This window comes from Ruegeria arenilitoris (genome assembly GCF_013030265.1).
In the GTDB taxonomy this organism is placed as follows: Bacteria; Pseudomonadota; Alphaproteobacteria; order Rhodobacterales; family Rhodobacteraceae; genus Ruegeria; species Ruegeria arenilitoris_E.
The window spans coordinates 125,313-146,130 of sequence record NZ_WPZQ01000002.1 but is presented as its reverse complement, the minus strand read 5'-3'; the positions used below and the strand labels follow the sequence as shown (position 1 = coordinate 146,130).

Below are 20,818 nucleotides of genomic sequence, written 5' to 3'. Positions count from 1 at the left end.
CCACCCACAACACACCTTGTACGTGGGATTTTCCCACATATTTGAATATATGTAACAAAATTCGGGCGAAAAACTACGATTTCCAACACGAAACTTGAGAAATACGTTGTTCATTGTTATGTGACATGAACTTTGGAACATACGCGTGAACTGACGACAAATTATGGCGAAAAAGCTGCGTAAAATATGGGATGAGGTCGCAAGACCGCTATTCCTGCGCCCCCGGCGGGTGCAGTTTGCAGCTTTGTGCACTCGCAAAACCGGGGATCGTGACGATGTTTTGCTGATCACCAGCCGGGACACTGGGCGCTGGATCATCCCCAAAGGCTGGCCAATTGACGGTCTGGATGGATCGGAAACAGCCCTGCAAGAGGCCTGGGAAGAGGCCGGTGTTCGGGTCGCCGATGCGGAAAAAGAGCCGATGGGTCACTACACCTATGACAAAGTGCTCAAGGATGGGACGGCTGAACCGGTTCTGACCAGCGTCTATCACGTTCGAGTCGCCGAGTTGTCCGACAAATATCCCGAGGCGCATCAGCGCGAGCGGGTCTGGGTTTCTCCTGACGTTGCGGCCGAACGGGTTCAGGAGCCGGAGCTGCGTGATCTGCTGCTTCAGATGTAACAGCATCACTACAATTTTATGACATCGCACTTGCTCCCGGCCGCATAACCATATAGCGCGCTGGCGCCGAAACAACTGACCCGCAGACCGATGTCCGATACACAATCCAAATCCCGCTGGCAGGCTCTGGACCGCGATCTTCAGCGCATCACAAGCGTTGAACGCGCTAACGCCTATGTGGCACGTCCGATGCTGGCGCCTGGTATTGCGCTGGCCTTTATTGCTCTGGCCGGGTTGTCGGCCGCTGTGCTGTTCGGGCATGCCGACGGCAGCATGATCGTTATCGCCGCCGCCGCATTCGGCGCCTATATGGCGATCAATATCGGCGCGAATGATGTGGCCAACAACATGGGCCCGGCGGTGGGGGCGAATGCGCTGACCATGGCCGGAGCGATCGCGATTGCCGCCGTTGCGGAAAGCGCGGGTGCGTTGCTGGCAGGCGGAGACGTGGTTTCGACCATCTCAAAGGGCATTATCGACCCGATGTCGGTTCAGAACAGCGAAGTCTTCATCTGGGCGATGATGGCGGCACTGATCTCTTCTGCGATGTGGGTCAATCTGGCGACTTGGATCGGTGCACCGGTATCGACAACCCATTCGGTCGTCGGTGGCGTCATGGGCGCGGGTATCGCAGCGGCCGGCTTTAGCGCGGTCAGCTGGGGAACCATGAGCGCGATTGCGGCCAGCTGGGTCATATCACCGGTTTTGGGCGGCGTAATCGCAGCCCTGTTTCTGGCGTTGATCAAGGCCAAAATCCAGTATCAGGACGACAAGATCGCTGCTGCACGCCGCTGGGTTCCGATCCTTGTGGCCGTTATGGCAGGGGCGTTTGCCACCTATCTGGCCGTCAAGGGCCTGAAGCGGATCGTGAAAGTTGATCTGGAAATCGCGATCCTGATCGGCTTTGCCTCGGGCGCGTTGGCCTGGGCCGTTACGGTGCCATGGGTCCGGCGCAAGTCAGAAGGGCTGGAGAACCGCACCCGGTCCCTGAAAACCCTGTTTGGCCTGCCGCTGGTGATCTCGGCCACATTCCTGAGTTTTGCGCATGGCGCCAATGATGTGGCCAACGCGGTTGGTCCGCTTGCCGCCATCGTCCATGTGGCCGAATTCGGTGATTTCGCCGCCAAGGTGGCGATCCCGACATGGGTCATGATCATCGGCGCCTTCGGCATTTCCTTTGGCCTGTTCCTGTTCGGACCCAAGCTGATCCGGATGGTCGGCAGTCAGATCACCAAGCTGAACCCGATGCGTGCCTTCTGTGTGGCTTTGTCAGCAGCTATTACCGTGATCGTTGCCAGCTGGCTGGGGCTGCCCGTCAGTTCGACCCATATCGCTGTTGGTGCGGTCTTTGGCGTTGGTTTCTATCGCGAATGGCACGCCGATCAGCGGTGGAAAAAGTCGAACCGTCAGCGCCCGGCTGACCTGAGGCTGGCCCGCGAAGAACACCAGAGACGCAAGCTGGTACGGCGGTCTCACTTCATGACTATTGTCGCAGCCTGGGTGATCACTGTTCCTGCGGCGGCGGTCATGTCAGCTGCGATCTTCTGGTTGCTGACGGCGTTCACCTAAACAATCGGTCGGTCTCAGCTGGCGAGCCCTGACAGAATCTGATCTGGGGTCAGCGCCTGCTGAGGCGTCTTTTTGATCAATTCCGAAACGCGCGCGCAGATCGGGGTCGGTACATTCACTTCAGCACCGATCCGGATGATTTCACCTTGCAGACTGTCGATTTCGGTCGGACGGCCTGCCATCAGGTCATAGGCCATCGACAAACGTGCATTTGGATCAATGGTCAGCATCCGGGCAGCGATACGACTAAACAGGGGCGTAGGCAGACGCAGGATATGTGGCGTCATCCATGCAGGCAGCGGCGTGGTTGAGGCGACAGGATGCCCTGCAGCCTTGAGAACCCCCAAAGCTTCGGTCATCTGATCCGCCATGAGACGACGCCAGTTGCGGTCCATAAGTTGTTCGCGCAGGGTTAGACCGGACAGTGCATTGAGCGCATTGTTGAGGTTGATGACCAGCTTACCCCACTGCACGGCCTCGATATCGTTGCTTTCGGTAACTGGCAGGCTAGGGCTGTTCAACTGATCAGCCAGCGCACCCGGCCCGTTCTGGATAACGATATCACCCGAGGTTGCGCGGTGGTAAGTCGCCGCATCGGTTGGCACCACGTTGAATGGCACCATGCCTGCACGGACGTCACGATCTGGTAACGCAGCACGCAATGTGCGGGCGTTCTCCATTCCATTCTGCCACGACAGGACTGGTGCCGACTTGGGCGCATGGTCAGAGATCAGCTTGGCCATCTCAGCCGTTGCACCGGTTTTGACAGTCACGATTATGACATCCGCACCCGCCAGACAGGCAGGGTCTTCGATCAGCACCAGACCATCGGCCGGGACCGTGGTTCTCAGACCCGAGAAGTCGGATACCGTCAGACCTTGCTCACGTATTGGATCGAGTACGCGGGCGCGACCCAGCAGCGTGACACGATGCCCTGCATCCGCAAGCAGAGCACCGCAATAGCAGCCAATGCTGCCCGCACCCGCAATGACAAGTTTCATGGTCGCCCTCCCCTTTCCGAAGAGGATTGCCGGGACCGTTCGTGCAGGCAAGCTTACCGTGACGTCGCAGAGTTGATATCAACGCGCCAGTCGCGGGCGGGTACGTTCCAGTTCGGCCGAGATCGGGATGAATTCCTGATCGTCACCGGGGGGCAGATGAAACGCGCCGTTGGCCCAATCGGCGGTTTTCCATTCACGGGTCGCGTTTTCGATCTTTTCCTTCGAGGAAGAGACGAAGTTCCACCAGATATACCGCTCTTCATTCAGTGTCGCGCCCCCCAGCAGCATCAGGCGCGCGCCCTCAGGGCCAGCCTTGACTGACAGATGGTCACCGGGGCGGAAAATCATCATATGACCAGCGTCAAAATTGTCGCCAGAAACCTCAATTGAACCCTGAGTGACGTAGACACCACGGTCCTCATGATCGTCGGGCAGTGGGAACGAGGCACCGGGTTCAAGCTGCACATCCAGATAAAAAGTCTCGGACAGCATCGAAACCGGGCTGGTTTCTCCATAAGCGGACCCAAGGATCAGACGCGCGCTGACACCTGCATCCTGAATATGTGGCAAGGCCCCCTGTTTGTGATGCTCGAACTCAGGTGCCATGTCTTCGTGCGCCTCGGGCAGCGCAAGCCAGGTCTGAATGCCAAACAAGCTGTGGCGCTTGCTGCGGGTTTCGTCACTGGTGCGTTCGGAATGGGTCACGCCCCGTCCAGCCACCATCCAGTTGACCTCACCCGGATAGATCATCTGATGCGTGCCAAGGCTGTCACGATGCTCGAACTCGCCCTGATACAGATAGGTTACGGTGCCAAGGCCGATATGGGGATGCGGACGAACATCGATGCCGCCTTCGGTAATGAACTCGGCAGGCCCCATCTGATCGAAGAAAATGAAAGGACCGACAAGCTGGCGCTGAAGAGAGGGCAGCGCACGTCGCACCTCAAAGCCGCCGATATCGCGGGCTCGTGGGATGATTAGCATGTCGAGGGCGCTGTTTTGGCTCGGGTTCCAGCTCATGACTGATCTCTCCATCTCGATCCGGGGTTTGAATTCATGAATTCACAGATAATGCGAGCCGGGATCTCATAAAGTGCGCGCACGCACAGATCGGGTGCGGATCGCGATGACCTTCGCTGTACTGTCCTGACTGACTTCAGGTGTAGCACGATGGGGTTATTGCCAGAACGTCCTGAAAATAAACATCTTATCAGAACGCAAAATCTCTTTCCCTGATTGAACCTGCTGGCTAAGGTCGCCGGAATCAAGACAACTAACCGGACGTATTACCCTTGATCTTCAGCAGTATTCTCTTTGTCGGCGGCACATTCGCGCTGACCTTCGGCAGCTATTTTCTGATGCGCTACGTGCTAGGTGAACACCGGGTGTTGGAATCGCAGGATCTGGCATCATCCACCGCATTTCGCATGGCTGCATTGTTGGGCCTGATGCTGGCGCTGGTGTTTTCTCAGGAGTTGTCCAACCTGAACAAGCTGAACCAGACAATCGGACGTGAGGCAAATAAGCTTGAAAGCGTGTTTCACGACCTGAAGCAGTATGGCGGCCCGGAAGCAGCCGAACTGCAGCGTGATATTGCATTGTATGTACATGAGGTGATTGAGGTCGAATGGCCCTTGCTGGATGTAAACAAGCAGCTCAGCCCCAATGCGGATCAGCTCTGGGCAAAACTCTACGATTCCATCCTGAACCTGCCCGCCCCGGATGATAGGCAGAGGTGGTTGCGCAATCGGATGCTGACACAGATTTCCGAGGTTGGGGATGAGCGCAGTACGCGTGAGATCGTGGCCCTGACCGACGTCAATCCGGCATTCTGGGTCATCACGTTTGTCGGGATTTCCGCAATTGCCGCGTCATTTCTGGCTTTCCCGCCGGTGTTTGGCAACATGATCTTGCTGACGATCTATGCGGGCTATGTCGGCACGGTGCTGTTTTTCATCAACAGCTTTGATTACCCGTTTTCAGAGTTTGGCGGTGCCCAGCCTGTGGCCTTGCAAATCCTGTTTGATCATTACCTTCAGCCACTTGTTCCCCCGGGCAGCGCACAGGGATAACAGAAAGAACCTAGGTCGGCGGCAGAACCAGTCGTCAGCGTGACAGGCGCTTTGCGTAGGTGGTTCGGTTCATTTCGACCTCTTGCACCGTGATACTGCCGACCCCAGGCATGGCCGAGGCCAGCGCGTCGAGGATCAGAGCGTTGAGCGCGGCACGCGTGGTTTCGCTGCGGCCCTGCATCAACAGCAGCGTGGCGTGGACAAATGTCTGAGGATCGGTCCCAATCCGGTAGAACGCGACAGGGGTGGCCCGAATTTTCAACGCGTCGGCGTCGAACTCTTCATGTGCAGCCAAAACGGTGAAGAGGTCATTGCAGATCGCCTGAAAGTCATGGGTATGTTCAAGACCTTCGGAAAATTCAAGGGTCACGTGAGGCATGGATTGCTCCGGAATGTGGGGACGGGCCGCGGGGACCCGCCCGATGACAGCTTTACACGCCCAGACACCAGCGCATGACCGCCTTTTGGGCGTGCAGCCGGTTTTCGGCCTCATCAAAGATGACCGAATTCGGACCATCCATGACTTCAGAAGTCGCCTCTTCCTCGCGGTGCGCAGGCAGGCAGTGCATGAACAGCGCGTCAGGTTTGGCGTGGGACATCAATTCGGCATTCACCTGATACGGGCGCAGCAGGTTATGGCGGCGTTCCTTGGCCGACTGGGAATCGTGCATCGAGACCCAGGTATCGGCAACCACCAGATCGGCGCCTTCTACGGCTTTGAACGGGTCACGCTCGACCACGATTTTTGAACCTTTCTGCCGCGCCAGTCCCATGAACTCTTCTTCGGGATCGAACTGGGCCGGGCCGGTGAAGGTCAGGTCGAAACCGAACTGGCCCGCCGCATGCAGGAATGAGGCGCAGACATTATTGCCGTCGCCGGTCCAGACTACCTTTTTGCCCGCGATCGGACCGCGATGTTCTTCATAAGTCTGAACATCTGCCATGATCTGGCAGGGGTGGGTGCGATCAGTCAGGCCGTTGATGACGGGAACATCGGAGTATTCCGACATCTCGGTCAGGATGGTTTCGTCAAAGGTTCGGATCATGATCATGTCGACATAGCGCGACAGGACGCGCGCGGTATCCGCGATGGTCTCGCCATGGCCCAGCTGCATATCCTTGCCGGACAGAACCATGGTCTGACCGCCCATCTGACGTACGCCCACGTCAAAAGACACGCGAGTCCGGGTGGATGGTTTTTCAAAGATCAGGGCGACCATGCGACCTGCCAGCGGCTGTTCGTCATCAGGGGCTGCCTTGGGGCGACCAAGGCGCGCCTGCTTCATCGCCGCGGCCTGATCGATCATGCCCCGCAGATCGGCTGCATCAGTTTTGTGTATATCGAGGAAGTGGTTCATTTCACTGTCACTTTTAGCTATCGAGAGTCGGGGACGCTGCCCCCGGCCCCCCGGAGTATTTTGGAAAGACTAGGATCAGGCGGTGGCGAGGCTGGCCTCGACCTGTTTGGCCGCTTTTTCGAGGCGGATCATCGCCTGCGCGATGTCGTCTTCGGTCAGCGTGAGCGGAGGCAGCAGGCGGATCACGTTATCAGCGGCAGGAACGGTTATGACCTCGTTATCATAACCGGCATTTACGACGTCGATATTGGTGGCCTTGCACTTGATGCCCAGCATCAGGCCCGAGCCGCGAACCTCTTCGAACACTTCGGGATGATCGGCAACCAGTCCCTCGAGTTTCTGACGCAACAAGCCAGCCTTGCGGTTCACACCCTCAAGGAAGGCAGGGGTTGCCACCTGATCCAGCACGGCGCACCCCACCGCGCAGCCCAGCGGGTTGCCGCCATAGGTGGAGCCATGCGTGCCAGCTGTCATGCCAGAAGCTGCATCTTCGGTTGCCAGAACAGCGCCAAGCGGGAAGCCACCACCGATGCCTTTGGCGACCATCATGATGTCGGGTGTGATACCTGCCCACTCATATGCAAACAGCTTGCCGGTCCGGCCGACACCACATTGTACTTCGTCCAGGATCAGCAACAGGCCGTTGTCATCACAGATCTGACGCAGCGCCTTGAGTTCCGCATCGGGCACCGGGCGAATACCGCCCTCACCCTGAATGGGTTCGATCATGATGGCGGCAGTCTTGTCGGTGATCGCATTGGTCACGCCGTCCAGATCACCAAACATCACATGCACGAAGCCGGGCAACAGTGGACCGAAGCCCTTGGTCATCTTCTCGGACCCGGCCGCTGCAATACCAGCAGAGGACCGGCCGTGGAACGAACCGTCGAAGGTGATGATTTCAACACGCTCGGGCTGACCTTTGTCATAGAAATACTTGCGGGCCATTTTTACGGCCAGCTCGCAAGCTTCGGTACCCGAGTTGGTAAAGAACACGGTGTCGGCAAACGTATGTTCGACCAGCTTGTCGGCCAGCGCCTGTTGCTGCGGAATCTGGTAGAGGTTCGAGACATGCCACAGCGCATGCGCCTGTTCGGTCAACGCGTTGACCAGTGCCGGATGTGCGTGACCCAACGCGTTCACGGCGATGCCCGCACCCAGATCAAGGAAACGTCGCCCGTCCGCCTCGGTCAGCCAGGCGCCTTCGCCCTTCACAAAGCTGAGGGGCGCACGATTATAGGTCGGCAAAACGGACGGGATCATCGGATCATCCTTTTCGATAGGTTGAGCCCAGTGACTGATACACTGAGGCCGGGTTCGTCAACTGATTTGGTGGGATTTGCGCTGATTTGGACAGCACAAAGGGATCAAACGGGCCGGTTACGCAAAAAAGCGTCGGCGTCGGAGGCGCAGGATATGTGCGTGTTTGATCATGGGACGCCGTATAGCGACAGGAATGCGATCTGAAAACCCAAAATCCTGTAGTACCGGAATTCTGATGCGGTTTTGCATTTCCGGCTTGCCATTTGGCATCGGCTGCCGCACCGCTTACGCATGTTCGTTCCCAAGAGCCATAATCCGGCGCTGGCCGCCATTCTGATCTTTGCGGCAAGCGCATTGATTGCGGGCACCACGCTGCTGGCCAAGGCGCTAGGCACGGATACGTTGGGTCCGGCGCTGCATCCGATGCAGATCAGCCATGGCCGGTTCATGTTTGCCTTTCTGGTAATCATCAGCGCCGTAGCCATCCTGCGACCGCCCCTGCGACGGCCGCATTGGGGCCTGCACATCGGGCGGACGACTTTTGGCTGGACCGGAATCACTCTGATGTTTGCCTCGGTCGCCTATATCCCTATCGCGGATGCGACCGCGATTTCGTTTCTGAACCCGGTGTTTGCCATGGTTCTGGCGATCCCGCTGCTGAAAGAAGGTGTTGGTCCGTGGCGCTGGCTGGCGGCGGCTGTTGCCCTGACCGGTGCACTTATACTGCTGCGCCCGACACCTGACAGCTTTCAGCCCGCAGCCCTGCTGGCGCTGTCCGCTGCTGCGGTGATCGGGATGGAGCTGATCTTTATCAAAAAGCTTTCGGGCAAGGAAATCCCCATCCAGATTCTGCTGGTCAACAACTCGATGGGGCTGACGATAGCCACTGTCGCGGTGGTGACGGTCTGGAAACCTCCGACGCCCGAACAATGGGCCGCATTGGCGGGGATCGGTGTCCTGATGGCCTGTGCGCAAGCCTGTTTTGTCAATGGCATGGCGCGGGCGGATGCTTCGTTTGTGGCACCGATCAGCTATGCCACGCTGATCTTTGCAGCGTTCTATGACTTCGCAGTGTTCGAGGTTGTGCCCGATATCGTGAGCGTCATTGGATCAAGCATCATCCTGACCGGTGCGCTGATCCTGGTCTGGCGCGAGGCACGCGCCAGAAGCAGCTAACAAAAATTTCCTGCGGAATGTCTGCGGGCGACCCCCATGTCGCAATCCCTCATGAAACCGAAATCGAAAGACGCAATTTGGGCGCAGTTGATTAGAGAGATTGCGCCATGCATGAACGTCGTATTCCCGAATGGGTTCGCCATGCCCCAGCCCCGTCTGTTCGTGATTTCGGCATCCTTGCCGGATTCGAAGCCATTGTCCGCGGCATCCTGATATCCGTCTTTCCGCTGGTCATGTACCGGGCACTTGGCGACGCCTCATCCGTCTCATTCCTGTATTTTCTGGTTGGGATCGTTTCGCTGGCCGCCGGGTTGATGGTGCCTTTTCTAATCCGGTTCGTACCGCGCAGATGGGCTTATTCCGCCGGCTGCGTCATGTTCATTGCCGGTGCCCTGTTGGCGATCGAAGGCAGCCCCGAAGCGGTCGTCGGCGCGCTTGCACTGAACACCGTGGCTGCGGTTGTGACGTTCATCTGCTTTAACGCTTATGTGCTGGACTACATCAGCAAAATCGAACTGGGCCGCTGCGAAACCAGCCGCATGTTCTACAGTGCCTTAGGTTGGACCGCAGGCCCGATGGCCGGTGTATTGCTGATGGAGGTCTGGGCCCCCGCCCCCTTTGTCATCAGCGCTGTTGCAGCAACCGCCATGCTGATCATGTTCTGGGCGATGCGGTTGGGCAACGGAAAGCTGATCACCAAGGCACGCGGACAAGCCAAGAACCCGCTGGCGTTTCTGCCCCGTTTCTTTGCTCAGCCCCGGTTGGTTGCCGGTTACCTGTTTGCGATGATCCGGTCCTGCGGTTGGTGGATTTACGTGGTGTACCTGCCGATCTTCGCTATCGAGAACGGTCTGGGGGAACAGCTGGGCGGCATTCTGCTGTCGGTCACTAATGCGATGCTGTTCGTTGCCCCGCTGATCTTGCGGTGGGTGCAGGGGCGTTCGCTGCGTTCGGCTGTACGGGTCGGATTTGCGGCCTGTGCCGCGTGCTTCCTTGCCGCTGGTTTCATTTCCGGCTGGCCTGTGGCCTCGGTCGCGGCGCTGGTCTTTGGATCGGTCTGGTTGATCGTATTGGATATCTGCGCGGGTCTGCCGTTCCTGATGGCGGTCAAACCGTCGGAACGGACTGAAATGTCAGCCATCTATTCCAGTTACCGTGATGTCTCGGGCATTTTGACCCCTGGTGTTGCCTCTCTGGTCTTGTTGGTCACTCCGGTTGCAGGTGTCTTTGCTGCGGGTGGGTTTGCCCTGTTTGGCGCATGGGCCGTTGCAGCGCGGCTGCACCCCCGTCTGGGTCGACCCCGGGTGCCGCTGCAGCCGGGATCATTGGCAGAACCGGCCTAGGCCTTGAGACGGTACCCGGTCCGCAACATCTGCCAGGTCAGTGCGCAGATCAGCAGGGTCGCTGCCGAGCAGACGGCAAGGCCCAGATAGGGCGAGCTGTCGGATACGCCGATCATACCATACCGCAGCCCGTCGATCAGGTAGAACACCGGATTGACGTGGCTGATCCGATTCAACAGCGGCGGCAGAGCATCAACCGAGTAGAAAGTGCCGGACAGGAAAGCCAGCGGCGTGACGATGAAGTTGGTGATCGCTGCCATCTGATCGAACTTGTTGGCAAAGATTCCGGCAAACAGACCCAGCGCACCCATAAACGCCCCGCCAAGGATCACGAAGAGCAAGGCAATCAGCGGGTTTACAGGCACCAGCCCAAGGACCAAAGCCAGCGCCGCAGCGACGACAAACGCGATGAGCACTCCGCGAGCGACACCCCCCGCCAGATAGCCCAGCAGAATCTCCAGCGGCGACAACGGCGGCATCAGCGTATCCACGATATTGCCCTGTACCTTGGCAATCACCATCGAGGACGAGGTGTTGGCAAAAGCGTTCTGGATCACCGTCATCATCATGATCCCGGGTGCCAGGAAGGTCAGAAAAGGCACGCCCATTACATCCGGTCTGCCCGGACCAACGGCGATATTGAAAATCAGCAGGAACAATCCGGCGGTCACAAGCGGCGCCAAAAGCGTCTGTGTCCACACCGTCAGAAACCGAAGAGTTTCTCGTTGCGCAAGCGTATACAGCCCCATCCAGTTGACCACACCAAAACGGCGCGTGTCCTGATCTGTAAGATTCTGCATGCTCTGTCCCCAACTGATTCGAAGATAGCTTGTAACTCGGGCCGCAGTGATTAGAATAGGGGGCTGAGACGAATTCCGAAGGCGGCCCGAATCCGGGGCCGCTTTCCCGCTTTTTGAAAGGCTGACGATGTCCTGGACTGACGAGCGCGTAGAACTGCTAAAGAAAATGTGGGGCGAAGGCCAGTCGGCAAGCCAGATCGCCAAGGAACTGGGCGGTGTGACCCGCAACGCGGTGATCGGCAAGGTGCACCGTCTGGGTCTGTCGAACCGCGCAACCGGCGCAAGCCCGGCCAAGGCGGAACCCAAGGAAAAACCGGCACCCGCACCAAAGGCCGAGGCCAAGCCCAAGCCCGCACCAAAGACCGAACCGGCGCGCCCGGCCCCGGCACCGGCCGCCGAGGCGAAACCCGCAACACCGCCACGCCGCCAGATTATTCCGGCCGGTCAGCCCCTGCCACCGCAGCCTTCGGCTAATGAAATCAGCCCCGAGGCGCTGGCCAAGGTGAATGAGGTCGAAAAGAAAGCCAAGAAGCTGACCTTGATGGAACTGACCGAGAAAACCTGCAAGTGGCCCGTGGGCGACCCCGCGACCGAGGATTTCTGGTTCTGCGGCCTGCCCGTTGAACAGGGCAAGCCTTATTGTGAAGCGCATGTGGGCGTGGCCTTCCAGCCCATGAGCTCGCGCCGCGACCGGCGGCGGTAAGACCTGTGCGCCAGGATCCGACAGCGATGGAGGATACCTGGCTTGCCCGGGCGAAACGATTGCTGGCGCTGGCCGAAACCGGCCAGCACTTTACCAAAGACCCGTTTGATCGCGAACGATACGACGAGATCGCGGATATGGCCCGCGCCATGCTGGCCGATCTTGGGCAAGTTCCGCTGTCGCGCATCGACGGTCTGATTTCCAAACACGCGGCAGGATATGCCACGCCCAGCATCGATATTCGCGGTGCGATTATCCGTAATGAGCGGATCCTGTTGGTGCGCGAGCGCAGTGACGGGAAATGGGCAATGCCCGGTGGCTTTGCGGATATCGGCAGCTCTCCGGCAGAAAACATCGAGCGTGAAGTTCTGGAGGAGGCAGGGCTACGCGTACGGGCGCGGCATCTCTATGCACTTCGCCACAAGGCGCGGCATCCCTACCCGGCAGACGCGCGGGATTTCTATAAGTTGTTTTTTCTGTGTGATGAGACCGGATCTGATGAACCGGTGGCTGGAGAGGAAACCAGCGAAGCAGATTTCTTCATGCTAGATACGTTGCCGGAACTGTCGCTGACCCGGTCCCTCAGGCAGGACATAGAAGCAGCGTTTGAAGCGTGCAGAAGCAGTCAAAATACAACCCGATTTGACTAGACTGAAAGCACGACAATGATCTGGATGTTAGCAACTGAGTCTACTGGCACCTACTCCGTTAACATCGACTTTCTGAATGGCGATTGGGACAAGAACACCTTGGAAGATATGTCGGTCGATATTGGCCGCAAGCCGCTTATGCGCGCGGATTACTATCAGTCCGGGCGACGGGTGAAGACAGACTTTTTACCTACTAGAGCCAAACGGAGTGGAGCAGGAACGCAACCAATCGAAGACTTCAAGGATGTTCGATTGGCTCAAATTTGCTCGAGCGCGTTTCGTGACTTGGTCGAGAAGTTTGATCCGCGGGTACATCAATTCGAACCTTTGAAGATACTCGATCGCGATGGCCAACCTGAGAAGCGCGATTTTTCTGGTTTTTTCCCAGCGTTCGGCTTCATGCGCTCGACCCAAACCGTGTGATTCCTCCTCTGAATCACCTAGGATATTACGACCAGACAATCCCACCCGCTGAATGGCATTTTGTTTTTCAACAAGCCACTGTGGGTTCGCAAAACGTATTTTGCACGGCAGAAGTTCACAACCTTATCTTTGTTTCCGACCGGTTAAAGCAAGCGATCGAGACAGCGAGCTTTCCGGGGATAAGGTTTGTCGGCCCCTACGACCTATCCTGACCCCTACTGCGCAGGATGCGAAGGTAGGTCCGGCATCGGCACCCAGCCCGGCAAATCGTCAGGTGAGACCGAGACATGCAGCCGTTCTGATCTGTCTCGCCCCACTTTCCGATGCTTGCGCAGCAGGAATATTTTACCCCAGCCGCGCCATGTTCCGACCGATGTTGCATTGGGATCGGTGGGGAAACGGTCTCGCCAGCCTTCGGGCAGGGGCAGACCGTGCAATTCGGCTTTGTCCAGCATCCAAACGAGTGAAATATTGCTGAGGGGCCGGGCCTCTTCATAGCCATTCAACTGACCGCCGACATCACCATGGGTGCCGCGGAACCAGACCTGATCGACATGGCCCTTGAATTCGGGCGTACATGTCCACAGCACGGGCTCGTACACTTCGCGCGTCTCGTCCAGTGCCATGGCGTGGTAGCCGTGGCGGATCGATGGTCCCAGGCGGTGGTTATGGAAAGCATGGCGTTCCTCTGCCCAGCGCCAGAGCAATGGCAGGCGCAGACCCAGCGCTTTGACGGTGTCCCAGACACCCACCATTTCGATCGCCACTTCTTCGTGGCAGAAATTGCGGCGAAAATCGCGCGCCGCCGCACCGCCTGGATTGCATTCGTAATGACGGTAAGCCTGTTTGATATTACGTTCGGTGGCGTGTTCGGCTTTGAGAAGGCCGATCATGTCGAGTACGCCAGCAAGGCTGCGCACACCGTAAGCACCCCGCGAATAGCCGATGAAATAAATCCGGTCTCCGGGTTTGTAACGCGACGCGAGATAGCCATAGGCACGACGGATCTGACGATTGATCCCGCGCCCCATCATCACATCCAGCGAGGATTTCCAGTTCTCCCACTGCACGCCCGCCTCGTAGAACACTGACACGCTGCTGCCCATTTCGCAGCACAGGCGATAGGTCTGCCCGGCATGGGTTTCATAGCCCTGCTCCAGCGTGGACATGGTGCCATCAAGGATGATGACATGGCTGATCGGTTCGCGGTGGCGCGTCTCGGCAGAGTGCTCGGACCGTAAGGGGCGTCCGAGCCATCCCAGAACCTTTTTACTCAGCCGCGACAGAACCATGCGTCAGCAATTCCCATACTTTGTGAGGTGTGAAAGGCATATCCGCCTGCCGCACCCCATGATCCCAGAGCGCATCCTGCACCGCATTTGCCACAGCGGCCAGCGCGCCCACGGTGCCCGCCTCGCCACAGCCCTTCATGCCCATCGGGTTGGCCGTTGACGGAACCGGCGCCGAGGTAAACTTAATCATGGGTACGTCTGCAGCGCGGGGCAAGGCGTAATCCATGAACGTTGCCGTGAGCAGTTGCCCTTCGGCATCGTGGACAACGTGTTCATTCAGCGCCTGCCCGATGCCCTGAACTACCCCGCCATGCACCTGCCCTTCGGCCAGCATCGGGTTGATAAGGTTGCCGAAATCATCAACCACAGTGTAGCGGTCAACGGTCACGACACCGGTGTAAGAATCGATCACGACCTCGGCAACATGGGCGCCATTCGGATAGCTGCGTGCCTCAAGCGTTGCGCGGGCTTCATGCTGCAAAAGATCGGTACGGCCATCAGCACGCGCCATATCAGCCGCTTCGATTAGGGTCGGCGTCAGGTTGGAGCCGGGCGCGCGAAAGGTTTCATGGTCGAAGTTCACATCGCTTTCCTCAACTCCCATCTTATTTGCAAGATAGGGCGTGAATGCGGCAACCATCGTATCGACCGTGACCAGCGTTGCATTGCTTTGCGTGGTGACCGAACGTGATCCGCCGGTTCCGCCCCCTTGCGCCAGCCGGTCGGAATCGCCCTGAACAACATTGATCCGATCCGCAGGAATCCCGGTCTGATCCGACAGAAACTGTGCATAGACAGTCTCATGCCCTTGCCCGTTTGATTGTGTCCCCACATAAAGGTTCACGGTCCCGTCCTCGCAAAACTCTACCTTTGCACCTTCGGAAGGATCACCCAAAATGCTTTCGATATAGTAACAAAGCCCCTGCCCGCGGATCAGGCCACGTTCGGCGTCCTTAGCTTTGCGTCCGGCAAAGCCCTGTGTCTGCTCGCCCGCCCGTGAGAGGACCATGTTGAAATCGCCCACATCATAGGTTTCGCCGGTTGCTGTCCAATAAGGGAACGCGTCCGGGCGTATGAAGTTTCTGCGCCGCAGTTCCCATGGATCGACGCCCAGTTCGCGCGCCGCGCGATCCATTACGCGTTCCAGCACATAGATCGCCTCGGGACGGCCCGCACCTCGATAGGCGTCGACCTGCGTGGTGTTGGTGTAAAACCCCTCAACCCGCAGATAGGTGGCTTGAACGTCGTAGACCCCCATCAGAACCTTGCTGAAAAGGTTGGTCTGGATCGCCTGCCCGAAGTGACTGTTGTAAGCCCCCAGATTGACCTTGCTGTGCACCCGGTAGGCGGTGATGCGGTTGTTTTCGTCAAAGGCCAGCTCGGCCAGCGAGGTCAGATCGCGGCCATGGTGATCGGACAGCATCGCCTCGGTCCGGCCCGACATCCAGTGCACAGGCCGGTCCAGCTTCATCGCTGCCACAGCAATCGAGAAGTATTCGGGATAGGGCATGGCCTTCATACCAAAGCCACCGCCGACATCCGGGGTGGTTACACGAATGGATTCCGCATCAAGCTTAAGCTTCTGGGCCAGCTGCGCCTTCATCCCCCAGACGCCCTGCCCCCCATATGAGAAGTGCAGGCGACCATCGCTCATACTGGCCTGACAGCCTCGTGGCTCAATCGAGTTCACGATGACCCGATTGTCATGGACGTTCAGGGAAACCGTGCGTGCAGCAGCTTGAAAGGCAGCTTCGGTTGCAGCCTCATCTCCCATGCCCCAGTCAAAGGCGCGGTTATTCGGTGCCTCGGGATGCAGGGTTTCCCCCCCGGCTTGAAGATCCAGCTTGGCGGGCAGATCATCTGTGTCCATCCAGATCAGTTCAACTGCATCATGGGCTTGTTCCAGCGTGTCTGCGATCACCACCGCCACCGGTTCACCCACGAAACGCACGCGACCCTTGGCCAGCATGTGTCGCGCGGGTGCAGCACCCGAGGACCCATCGCGGTTGGGCACGACCGTTGCACTCATTTCTGTATCAAAGCCCGCATCGGTCAGATCGTCGATTGTCAGGACCAGGTGCACGCCATCAGCCTCGCGCGCGGCATCCAGATCAAGCGAGGTGATTTCGCCGTGGGCAACCGGGCTGCGAAAAAACACTGCGTGCAGCGCATCCCCGGGGATCGCGTCATCCATGTATTGGCCCTGCCCGGTCAGAAACCGCTGATCCTCGGTCCGTTTGACCGATTGGCTTTTGCCGAATTTTTCCATTGCCTGATCCTCTGTCTGCCCACCGTCGCGACACTAGCTTTCTGCCAATTGATGTCCAGAGCCCTGAACATGGACGTGAGGCGACCTGCGTGTCGCAAAATGCAATGCCTGATCCGAAACGTGCTTCGTAGTCTGAAGATGTGGTTCAGCCTGATGGAGATATCATGACAAACCCAATTGCCCTGACGAACGGTCGCCTGACACCAAAGCAGATCGATGATTACTGGGAAAGCGGCTTTGTCTTTCCGATACCTGTGTTCAACAACTCGGAAGCAGCTGATCTGCGCTCCGAACTGGAAGAGATCGAGCGTGACTGGCGCGAGGCTGACCTGCCGCTGCCCCTAAACATGTACAAACGCGTGAACGCGCATGTGGTGATGCCGCTGGTGACACGCATAGCGCTGGATGCGCGGGTGCTGGATGTGGTTGAGGGGGTTCTGGGACCTGACCTGCTGTTGTGGTCGGCGGAACTGTTCATCAAAGAGCCGCACACCAAGCAGGTGGTCAGCATGCATCAGGATCTGACCTATTGGGGCATGGGTGAGACACCGGATCAGGTAACGGCGTGGATCGCACTGTCGCCTGCGACGATCGAGAGTGGATGCATGGATTTTGTCAGGGGCAGTCACAAGAACCCGATCCTGCCGCATACCGACACTTTCTCGGACAACAACCTGCTGTCGCGTGGGCAAGAGATTGCGGTTGAGGTAGCCGAAAAGGACAAAACCCATATCGAACTGCAGCCGGGTCAGATGTCATTGCATCACGGCCTGACCATCCATGGCTCGGGGCCAAACCTGTCGGAAGACCGGCGCATAGGTCTGGCGATCCGATACCTAAATCCAAACGCACAGCAAAAGGTAGCTGATCGCGATTATGCCATTCTGGCGCGGGGTGAGGACCGGGTCGGGAACTTTGTTCACATCCCGGAGCCGACCGGGTTGTTCGCTGCCAACGCGTTGGATCTGCATGCGCGTATCCGGGCTGATCAGACCAAGGCACTGGCCCAGGGCGCGGCCGAGACCCTGCATCTGTATGAACCTGCACCACCAAAGGCGGGTTAAACAGCCGCGCAGACCCTTCCCCTTCCCTTACGCATTCGCTATTGCAGGCGCTGACCCGAGATTGATGACGCAGGACGCACCCCATGGCGATGGAAAAGACATTCAACGCGGCCGAGGCCGAGGCCCGCATCTACAAGGCCTGGGAAGAGGCCGGAGCCTTCAAGGCAGGCGCGAACAAATCGCGCGACGAAAGCTTTACCATCATGATCCCGCCGCCGAACGTGACAGGCGCGCTGCATGTGGGTCATGCGTTCAACAACACGCTGCAGGACATCCTGACCCGCTGGCACCGGATGCGCGGGTTCGACACGCTGTGGCAGCCTGGTCAGGACCACGCGGGCATTGCCACCCAGATGCAGGTGGAAAAGATGCTTGCCGCCACTCAGCAGCCCGGTCGACGCGAACTGGGCCGCGAAGCGTTTCTGGACAAAGTCTGGGAATGGAAAGGCGAATACGGCGGTACGATTATTGAGCAGTTGAAACGTCTTGGCTCGTCCTGCGACTGGTCGCGTAATGCCTTCACCATGGCAGGTGCGCCGCGCGACCCGCGTACAGGTCATGAGAACTCGCCGAACTTCCACGACGCGGTCATCAAGGTCTTCGTCGACATGTACGAAAAGGGCCTGATCTATCGCGGCAAGCGTCTGGTCAATTGGGACCCACATTTTGAAACCGCGATCTCGGACCTCGAAGTCGAGAATATCGAAGTCGCGGGTCACATGTGGCACTTCAAATACCCGCTGGCCGGTGGCGAGACTTATACCTACGTCGAAAAAGACGAAGACGGGAACGTTATTCTCGAGGAAGAACGCGACTATATCTCGATTGCCACGACTCGCCCGGAAACCATGCTGGGCGATGGCGCGGTTGCGGTTCATCCCTCGGATGAGCGGTATGCACCCATCGTTGGCAAGCTCTGCGAAATCCCGGTTGGCCCGAAAGAACATCGCCGCCAGATTCCGATCATCACTGATGACTACCCTGATCCCGATTTCGGCTCGGGCGCAGTGAAGATCACCGGCGCGCACGACTTCAACGACAATATGGTCGCCAAGCGTGGTGGCATTCCGATGTACCGCCTGATGGACACCAAAGGCGCGATGCGGGCCGATGGCGCACCTTACGCAGACGAAGCAGGCAAGGCGCAGGAATACGCCCGTGGGCGTGAGTTCACCGAGAACGAGATCGACGCGATCAACCTCGTCCCAGATCACCTGCGCGGGCTCGACCGGTTCGAAGCGCGCGCCAAAGTGGTTGAAGAAATCACTGCCGACGGTCTGGCCGTCATGACCCGCGCCGATGACGCGCGTCTGGGTTCGACCGCTTTGAAGCCCGAGCACGAAGGCGCAGACAAGCTGGTGCCGCTGGTCGAGAGCAAACCGATCATGCAGCCCTTCGGCGACCGCTCGAAAGTCGTGATCGAGCCGATGTTCACCGATCAGTGGTTCGTCGACGCCGAAAAGGTCGTCGGCCCCGCGCTGGATGCGGTCAAAGACGGCACGGTCAAGATTATCCCCGAGTCGGGCGAGAAGACTTATTACCACTGGTTGGAAAACATTGAGCCCTGGTGCATCTCGCGCCAGCTGTGGTGGGGGCATCAGATTCCGGTTTGGTATGGGCCTGCGTTAAAGCCAGAGAACACGGCATTTGACGGCTTCGATTATGATGGCGATCTGGTCCCCTTCTGTGCGGCCACTAAAGAAGAGGCGGCCAAGCTCATCAAAGACTACTACGGCGTCGATGAAGTACTGGACGTTGCCGATAGCCATACCGACGCCTACAATTGGCACGCAGAGCTCAAAGACGCCGTTGGCAAGACAAATTTCGTTATTGTTGAAAGAGACCCCGACGTCCTCGACACGTGGTTCTCGTCCGGCCTCTGGCCCATCGGCACGCTGGGCTGGCCGGAGCAGACTGAAGAGCTGGAACGCTACTTCCCAACGGATGTTCTTATCACCGGCTTCGACATCCTGTTCTTCTGGGTCGCCCGGATGATGATGATGCAGCTGGCCGTAGTCGATCAGATCCCGTTTCACACCGTTTACCTGCACCAGCTTGTCCGCGACGAGAAGGGCAAGAAGATGTCCAAGACCACGGGCAACGTCATCGACCCGCTGGAGATCGTGGACGAATTCGGCGCCGACGCGCTGCGCTTTACCAACGCCTCGATGGCAGCGATTGGCGGCGTGCTGAAACTGTCCCGCGAGCGCATCACCGGTTATCGCAACTTTGGCACCAAACTGTGGAACGCCGTGCGTTTTGCCGAGATGAACGAGGTTTTTACCGACGCTGTGCCGCAACTGGACGTGGCCGACCTGAAACCCAAAGCCGCCGTGAACCGCTGGATCATCGGCGAAACCGCCCGCGTACGGGAAGAGGTCGATGCGGCGCTGGAGAGCTATCGCTTCAACGACGCGGCCAACGGGCTTTACGCCTTTGTCTGGGGCAAGGTCTGCGACTGGTATGTAGAACTCTCCAAACCGCTGTTGCAAGGCGACGACGCCGAGGCGCAGGCCGAAACCCGCGCCACCATGCGCTGGGTTCTGGATCAGTGCATGGTCCTGCTGCACCCGATCATGCCTTTCATCACCGAAGAACTGTGGGGGTTGACCGGTAGCCGCGCCAAGATGGTCGTCCACGCCGACTGGCCGACCTACGCCGCTGCTGAGCTGATCGACGCGGATGCGGATCGTGAGATGAACTGGGTGATCTCGGTCATCGAAAACACCCGCTCGGCCCGTGCTCAGATGCGGGTTCCTGCTGGCCTCTATGTGCCGATGCTGGTGACCGAGATCGACGCGAATGGCCAAGCCGCATGGGACCGCAACGAAGCGCTGATCAAGCGCCTTGCACGGATCGACAGCCTGACCAAGGCGGATGAACTGCCCAAAGGCACCATCTCGATTGCCGCCCCCGGAGCGTCCTTCGGCCTGCCACTGGCGGATATCATCGATATTGGCGCGGAAAAGGAACGGCTGGAAAAAGCCAAGGGCAAGCTGGCCAAGGAACTGGGCGGTCTGCGCGGGCGCCTGAACAACCCCAAATTCGTTGCCTCGGCTCCGGAAGAGGTGGTTGCGGAAGCCAAAGCCAACCTTGCAGCCCGCGAAGAAGAAGAAGCGAAACTGGACGAGGCGCTGGCCCGACTGGCGGAAATCGCCTGACCCTTCTTCAAAATCGCACGCTTTGAACCCCGCTGAGCCAAGCCCAGCGGGG

18 protein-coding genes are annotated in these 20,818 nt (G+C 58.4%); 10 read left to right on the top strand and 8 right to left on the bottom strand.

Annotated features, from left to right (window positions below):
- The first annotated feature begins 163 nt into the window (after positions 1-163).
- Together GOX61_RS03505 and GOX61_RS03500 are read left to right on the top strand one after the other, a co-directional pair.
- Positions 164-622: an NUDIX hydrolase gene (locus tag GOX61_RS03505; RefSeq protein WP_170331311.1), complete on the top strand. Its 459-nt coding sequence runs from the start codon at positions 164-166 to the stop codon at positions 620-622.
- Between the two features lie 90 nt (positions 623-712).
- Positions 713-2,191 carry an inorganic phosphate transporter gene (locus GOX61_RS03500; protein WP_155144981.1) on the top strand — a complete coding sequence of 493 codons (1,479 nt, stop codon included), beginning with the start codon at positions 713-715 and terminating at the stop codon, positions 2,189-2,191.
- A 14-nt stretch (positions 2,192-2,205) separates the two neighbouring features.
- On the opposite strand, the gene GOX61_RS03495 is transcribed toward GOX61_RS03500, so the two are convergent.
- Both GOX61_RS03495 and GOX61_RS03490 read right to left on the bottom strand, forming a co-directional pair.
- The gene (locus GOX61_RS03495; RefSeq protein ID WP_170331310.1) at positions 2,206-3,192 is read right to left on the bottom strand and encodes a 2-dehydropantoate 2-reductase; all 987 of its coding nucleotides are present in this window, start codon (positions 3,190-3,192) and stop codon (positions 2,206-2,208) included.
- Positions 3,193-3,270: 78 nt separating this feature from the next.
- Entirely contained in the window at positions 3,271-4,212 is a 942-nt protein-coding gene (locus GOX61_RS03490) for a pirin family protein (RefSeq protein WP_170331308.1), read from the bottom strand.
- A 272-nt stretch (positions 4,213-4,484) separates the two neighbouring features.
- On the opposite strand from GOX61_RS03490, the gene GOX61_RS03485 reads away from it, so the two are divergent.
- Positions 4,485-5,264: a DUF4239 domain-containing protein gene (locus GOX61_RS03485; RefSeq protein ID WP_170331306.1), complete on the top strand. Its 780-nt coding sequence runs from the start codon at positions 4,485-4,487 to the stop codon at positions 5,262-5,264.
- Positions 5,265-5,298: 34 nt separating this feature from the next.
- On the opposite strand, the gene GOX61_RS03480 is transcribed toward GOX61_RS03485, so the two are convergent.
- The 3 genes from GOX61_RS03480 to GOX61_RS03470 form a co-directional block, all read right to left on the bottom strand.
- Positions 5,299-5,643, bottom strand: a complete 345-nt coding sequence (locus tag GOX61_RS03480; protein WP_170331304.1) for a 5-carboxymethyl-2-hydroxymuconate Delta-isomerase — start codon at positions 5,641-5,643, stop codon at positions 5,299-5,301.
- Positions 5,644-5,695: 52 nt separating this feature from the next.
- Positions 5,696-6,622 carry an ornithine carbamoyltransferase gene (argF, locus tag GOX61_RS03475; RefSeq protein WP_170331303.1) on the bottom strand — a complete coding sequence of 309 codons (927 nt, stop codon included), beginning with the start codon at positions 6,620-6,622 and terminating at the stop codon, positions 5,696-5,698.
- A 75-nt stretch (positions 6,623-6,697) separates the two neighbouring features.
- Entirely contained in the window at positions 6,698-7,885 is a 1,188-nt protein-coding gene (locus GOX61_RS03470) for an aspartate aminotransferase family protein (protein ID WP_155144994.1), read from the bottom strand.
- Positions 7,886-8,176: 291 nt separating this feature from the next.
- Here GOX61_RS03470 and GOX61_RS03465 point away from each other — a divergent pair, with 291 nt between their 5' ends.
- Together GOX61_RS03465 and GOX61_RS03460 are read left to right on the top strand one after the other, a co-directional pair.
- Positions 8,177-9,061 carry a DMT family transporter gene (locus GOX61_RS03465; protein ID WP_170331301.1) on the top strand — a complete coding sequence of 295 codons (885 nt, stop codon included), beginning with the start codon at positions 8,177-8,179 and terminating at the stop codon, positions 9,059-9,061.
- 107 nt (positions 9,062-9,168) lie between these two features.
- Positions 9,169-10,404, top strand: a complete 1,236-nt coding sequence (locus GOX61_RS03460) for an MFS transporter (RefSeq protein WP_155144998.1) — start codon at positions 9,169-9,171, stop codon at positions 10,402-10,404.
- Here the strand turns inward: GOX61_RS03460 and GOX61_RS03455 are convergent.
- Positions 10,401-11,204, bottom strand: a complete 804-nt coding sequence (locus GOX61_RS03455) for an ABC transporter permease (RefSeq protein ID WP_170331299.1) — start codon at positions 11,202-11,204, stop codon at positions 10,401-10,403. The genes GOX61_RS03460 and GOX61_RS03455 overlap by 4 nt on opposite strands.
- 127 nt (positions 11,205-11,331) lie before the next feature.
- Here GOX61_RS03455 and GOX61_RS03450 point away from each other — a divergent pair, with 127 nt between their 5' ends.
- The 3 genes from GOX61_RS03450 to GOX61_RS03440 are packed head-to-tail and all read left to right on the top strand — an operon-like array spanning position 11,332 to position 12,980.
- Positions 11,332-11,907, top strand: a complete 576-nt coding sequence (locus tag GOX61_RS03450) for a GcrA family cell cycle regulator (RefSeq protein WP_170331297.1) — start codon at positions 11,332-11,334, stop codon at positions 11,905-11,907.
- 26 nt (positions 11,908-11,933) lie between these two features.
- The gene (locus tag GOX61_RS03445) at positions 11,934-12,557 is read left to right on the top strand and encodes an NUDIX hydrolase (protein WP_170331295.1); all 624 of its coding nucleotides are present in this window, start codon (positions 11,934-11,936) and stop codon (positions 12,555-12,557) included.
- A 15-nt stretch (positions 12,558-12,572) separates the two neighbouring features.
- The gene (locus GOX61_RS03440) at positions 12,573-12,980 is read left to right on the top strand and encodes a hypothetical protein (protein WP_170331293.1); all 408 of its coding nucleotides are present in this window, start codon (positions 12,573-12,575) and stop codon (positions 12,978-12,980) included.
- A 215-nt stretch (positions 12,981-13,195) separates the two neighbouring features.
- Here the strand turns inward: GOX61_RS03440 and GOX61_RS03435 are convergent, their stop codons facing one another.
- Positions 13,196-14,272 carry a DUF2235 domain-containing protein gene (locus GOX61_RS03435; RefSeq protein WP_170331291.1) on the bottom strand — a complete coding sequence of 359 codons (1,077 nt, stop codon included), beginning with the start codon at positions 14,270-14,272 and terminating at the stop codon, positions 13,196-13,198.
- Positions 14,250-16,541 carry a xanthine dehydrogenase family protein molybdopterin-binding subunit gene (locus GOX61_RS03430; protein WP_170331289.1) on the bottom strand — a complete coding sequence of 764 codons (2,292 nt, stop codon included), beginning with the start codon at positions 16,539-16,541 and terminating at the stop codon, positions 14,250-14,252. The genes GOX61_RS03435 and GOX61_RS03430 overlap by 23 nt, the downstream gene beginning before the upstream one ends.
- Before the next feature lie 164 nt (positions 16,542-16,705).
- Here GOX61_RS03430 and GOX61_RS03425 point away from each other — a divergent pair, with 164 nt between their 5' ends.
- Both GOX61_RS03425 and GOX61_RS03420 read left to right on the top strand, forming a co-directional pair.
- Positions 16,706-17,605: a phytanoyl-CoA dioxygenase family protein gene (locus GOX61_RS03425; RefSeq protein WP_170331287.1), complete on the top strand. Its 900-nt coding sequence runs from the start codon at positions 16,706-16,708 to the stop codon at positions 17,603-17,605.
- Between the two features lie 83 nt (positions 17,606-17,688).
- Positions 17,689-20,766 (top strand): valine--tRNA ligase, encoded by a 3,078-nt coding sequence (locus GOX61_RS03420; protein WP_170331285.1) that lies wholly within the window; start codon positions 17,689-17,691, stop codon positions 20,764-20,766.
- Positions 20,767-20,818 lie beyond the last annotated feature (52 nt).

Excerpts from the sequence above, each read along its gene's own strand:
- GOX61_RS03495 (WP_170331310.1), bottom strand. The coding sequence starts at position 3,192 with ATGAAACTTGTCATTGCGGGTGCGGGCAGCATTGGCTGCTATTGCGGT.
- GOX61_RS03460 (WP_155144998.1), top strand. The coding sequence starts at position 9,169 with ATGCATGAACGTCGTATTCCCGAATGGGTTCGCCATGCCCCAGCCCCG.
- GOX61_RS03470 (WP_155144994.1), bottom strand. The coding sequence starts at position 7,885 with ATGATCCCGTCCGTTTTGCCGACCTATAATCGTGCGCCCCTCAGCTTT.
- GOX61_RS03440 (WP_170331293.1), top strand. The coding sequence starts at position 12,573 with ATGATCTGGATGTTAGCAACTGAGTCTACTGGCACCTACTCCGTTAAC.
- GOX61_RS03450 (WP_170331297.1), top strand. The coding sequence starts at position 11,332 with ATGTCCTGGACTGACGAGCGCGTAGAACTGCTAAAGAAAATGTGGGGC.
- GOX61_RS03480 (WP_170331304.1), bottom strand. The coding sequence starts at position 5,643 with ATGCCTCACGTGACCCTTGAATTTTCCGAAGGTCTTGAACATACCCAT.
- GOX61_RS03425 (WP_170331287.1), top strand. The coding sequence starts at position 16,706 with ATGACAAACCCAATTGCCCTGACGAACGGTCGCCTGACACCAAAGCAG.
- GOX61_RS03435 (WP_170331291.1), bottom strand. The coding sequence starts at position 14,272 with ATGGTTCTGTCGCGGCTGAGTAAAAAGGTTCTGGGATGGCTCGGACGC.
- GOX61_RS03500 (WP_155144981.1), top strand. The coding sequence starts at position 713 with ATGTCCGATACACAATCCAAATCCCGCTGGCAGGCTCTGGACCGCGAT.
- GOX61_RS03445 (WP_170331295.1), top strand. The coding sequence starts at position 11,934 with ATGGAGGATACCTGGCTTGCCCGGGCGAAACGATTGCTGGCGCTGGCC.
- GOX61_RS03490 (WP_170331308.1), bottom strand. The coding sequence starts at position 4,212 with ATGAGCTGGAACCCGAGCCAAAACAGCGCCCTCGACATGCTAATCATC.
- GOX61_RS03420 (WP_170331285.1), top strand. The coding sequence starts at position 17,689 with ATGGCGATGGAAAAGACATTCAACGCGGCCGAGGCCGAGGCCCGCATC.
- GOX61_RS03465 (WP_170331301.1), top strand. The coding sequence starts at position 8,177 with ATGTTCGTTCCCAAGAGCCATAATCCGGCGCTGGCCGCCATTCTGATC.
- argF (WP_170331303.1), bottom strand. The coding sequence starts at position 6,622 with ATGAACCACTTCCTCGATATACACAAAACTGATGCAGCCGATCTGCGG.
- GOX61_RS03430 (WP_170331289.1), bottom strand. The coding sequence starts at position 16,541 with ATGGAAAAATTCGGCAAAAGCCAATCGGTCAAACGGACCGAGGATCAG.
- GOX61_RS03455 (WP_170331299.1), bottom strand. The coding sequence starts at position 11,204 with ATGCAGAATCTTACAGATCAGGACACGCGCCGTTTTGGTGTGGTCAAC.
- GOX61_RS03505 (WP_170331311.1), top strand. The coding sequence starts at position 164 with ATGGCGAAAAAGCTGCGTAAAATATGGGATGAGGTCGCAAGACCGCTA.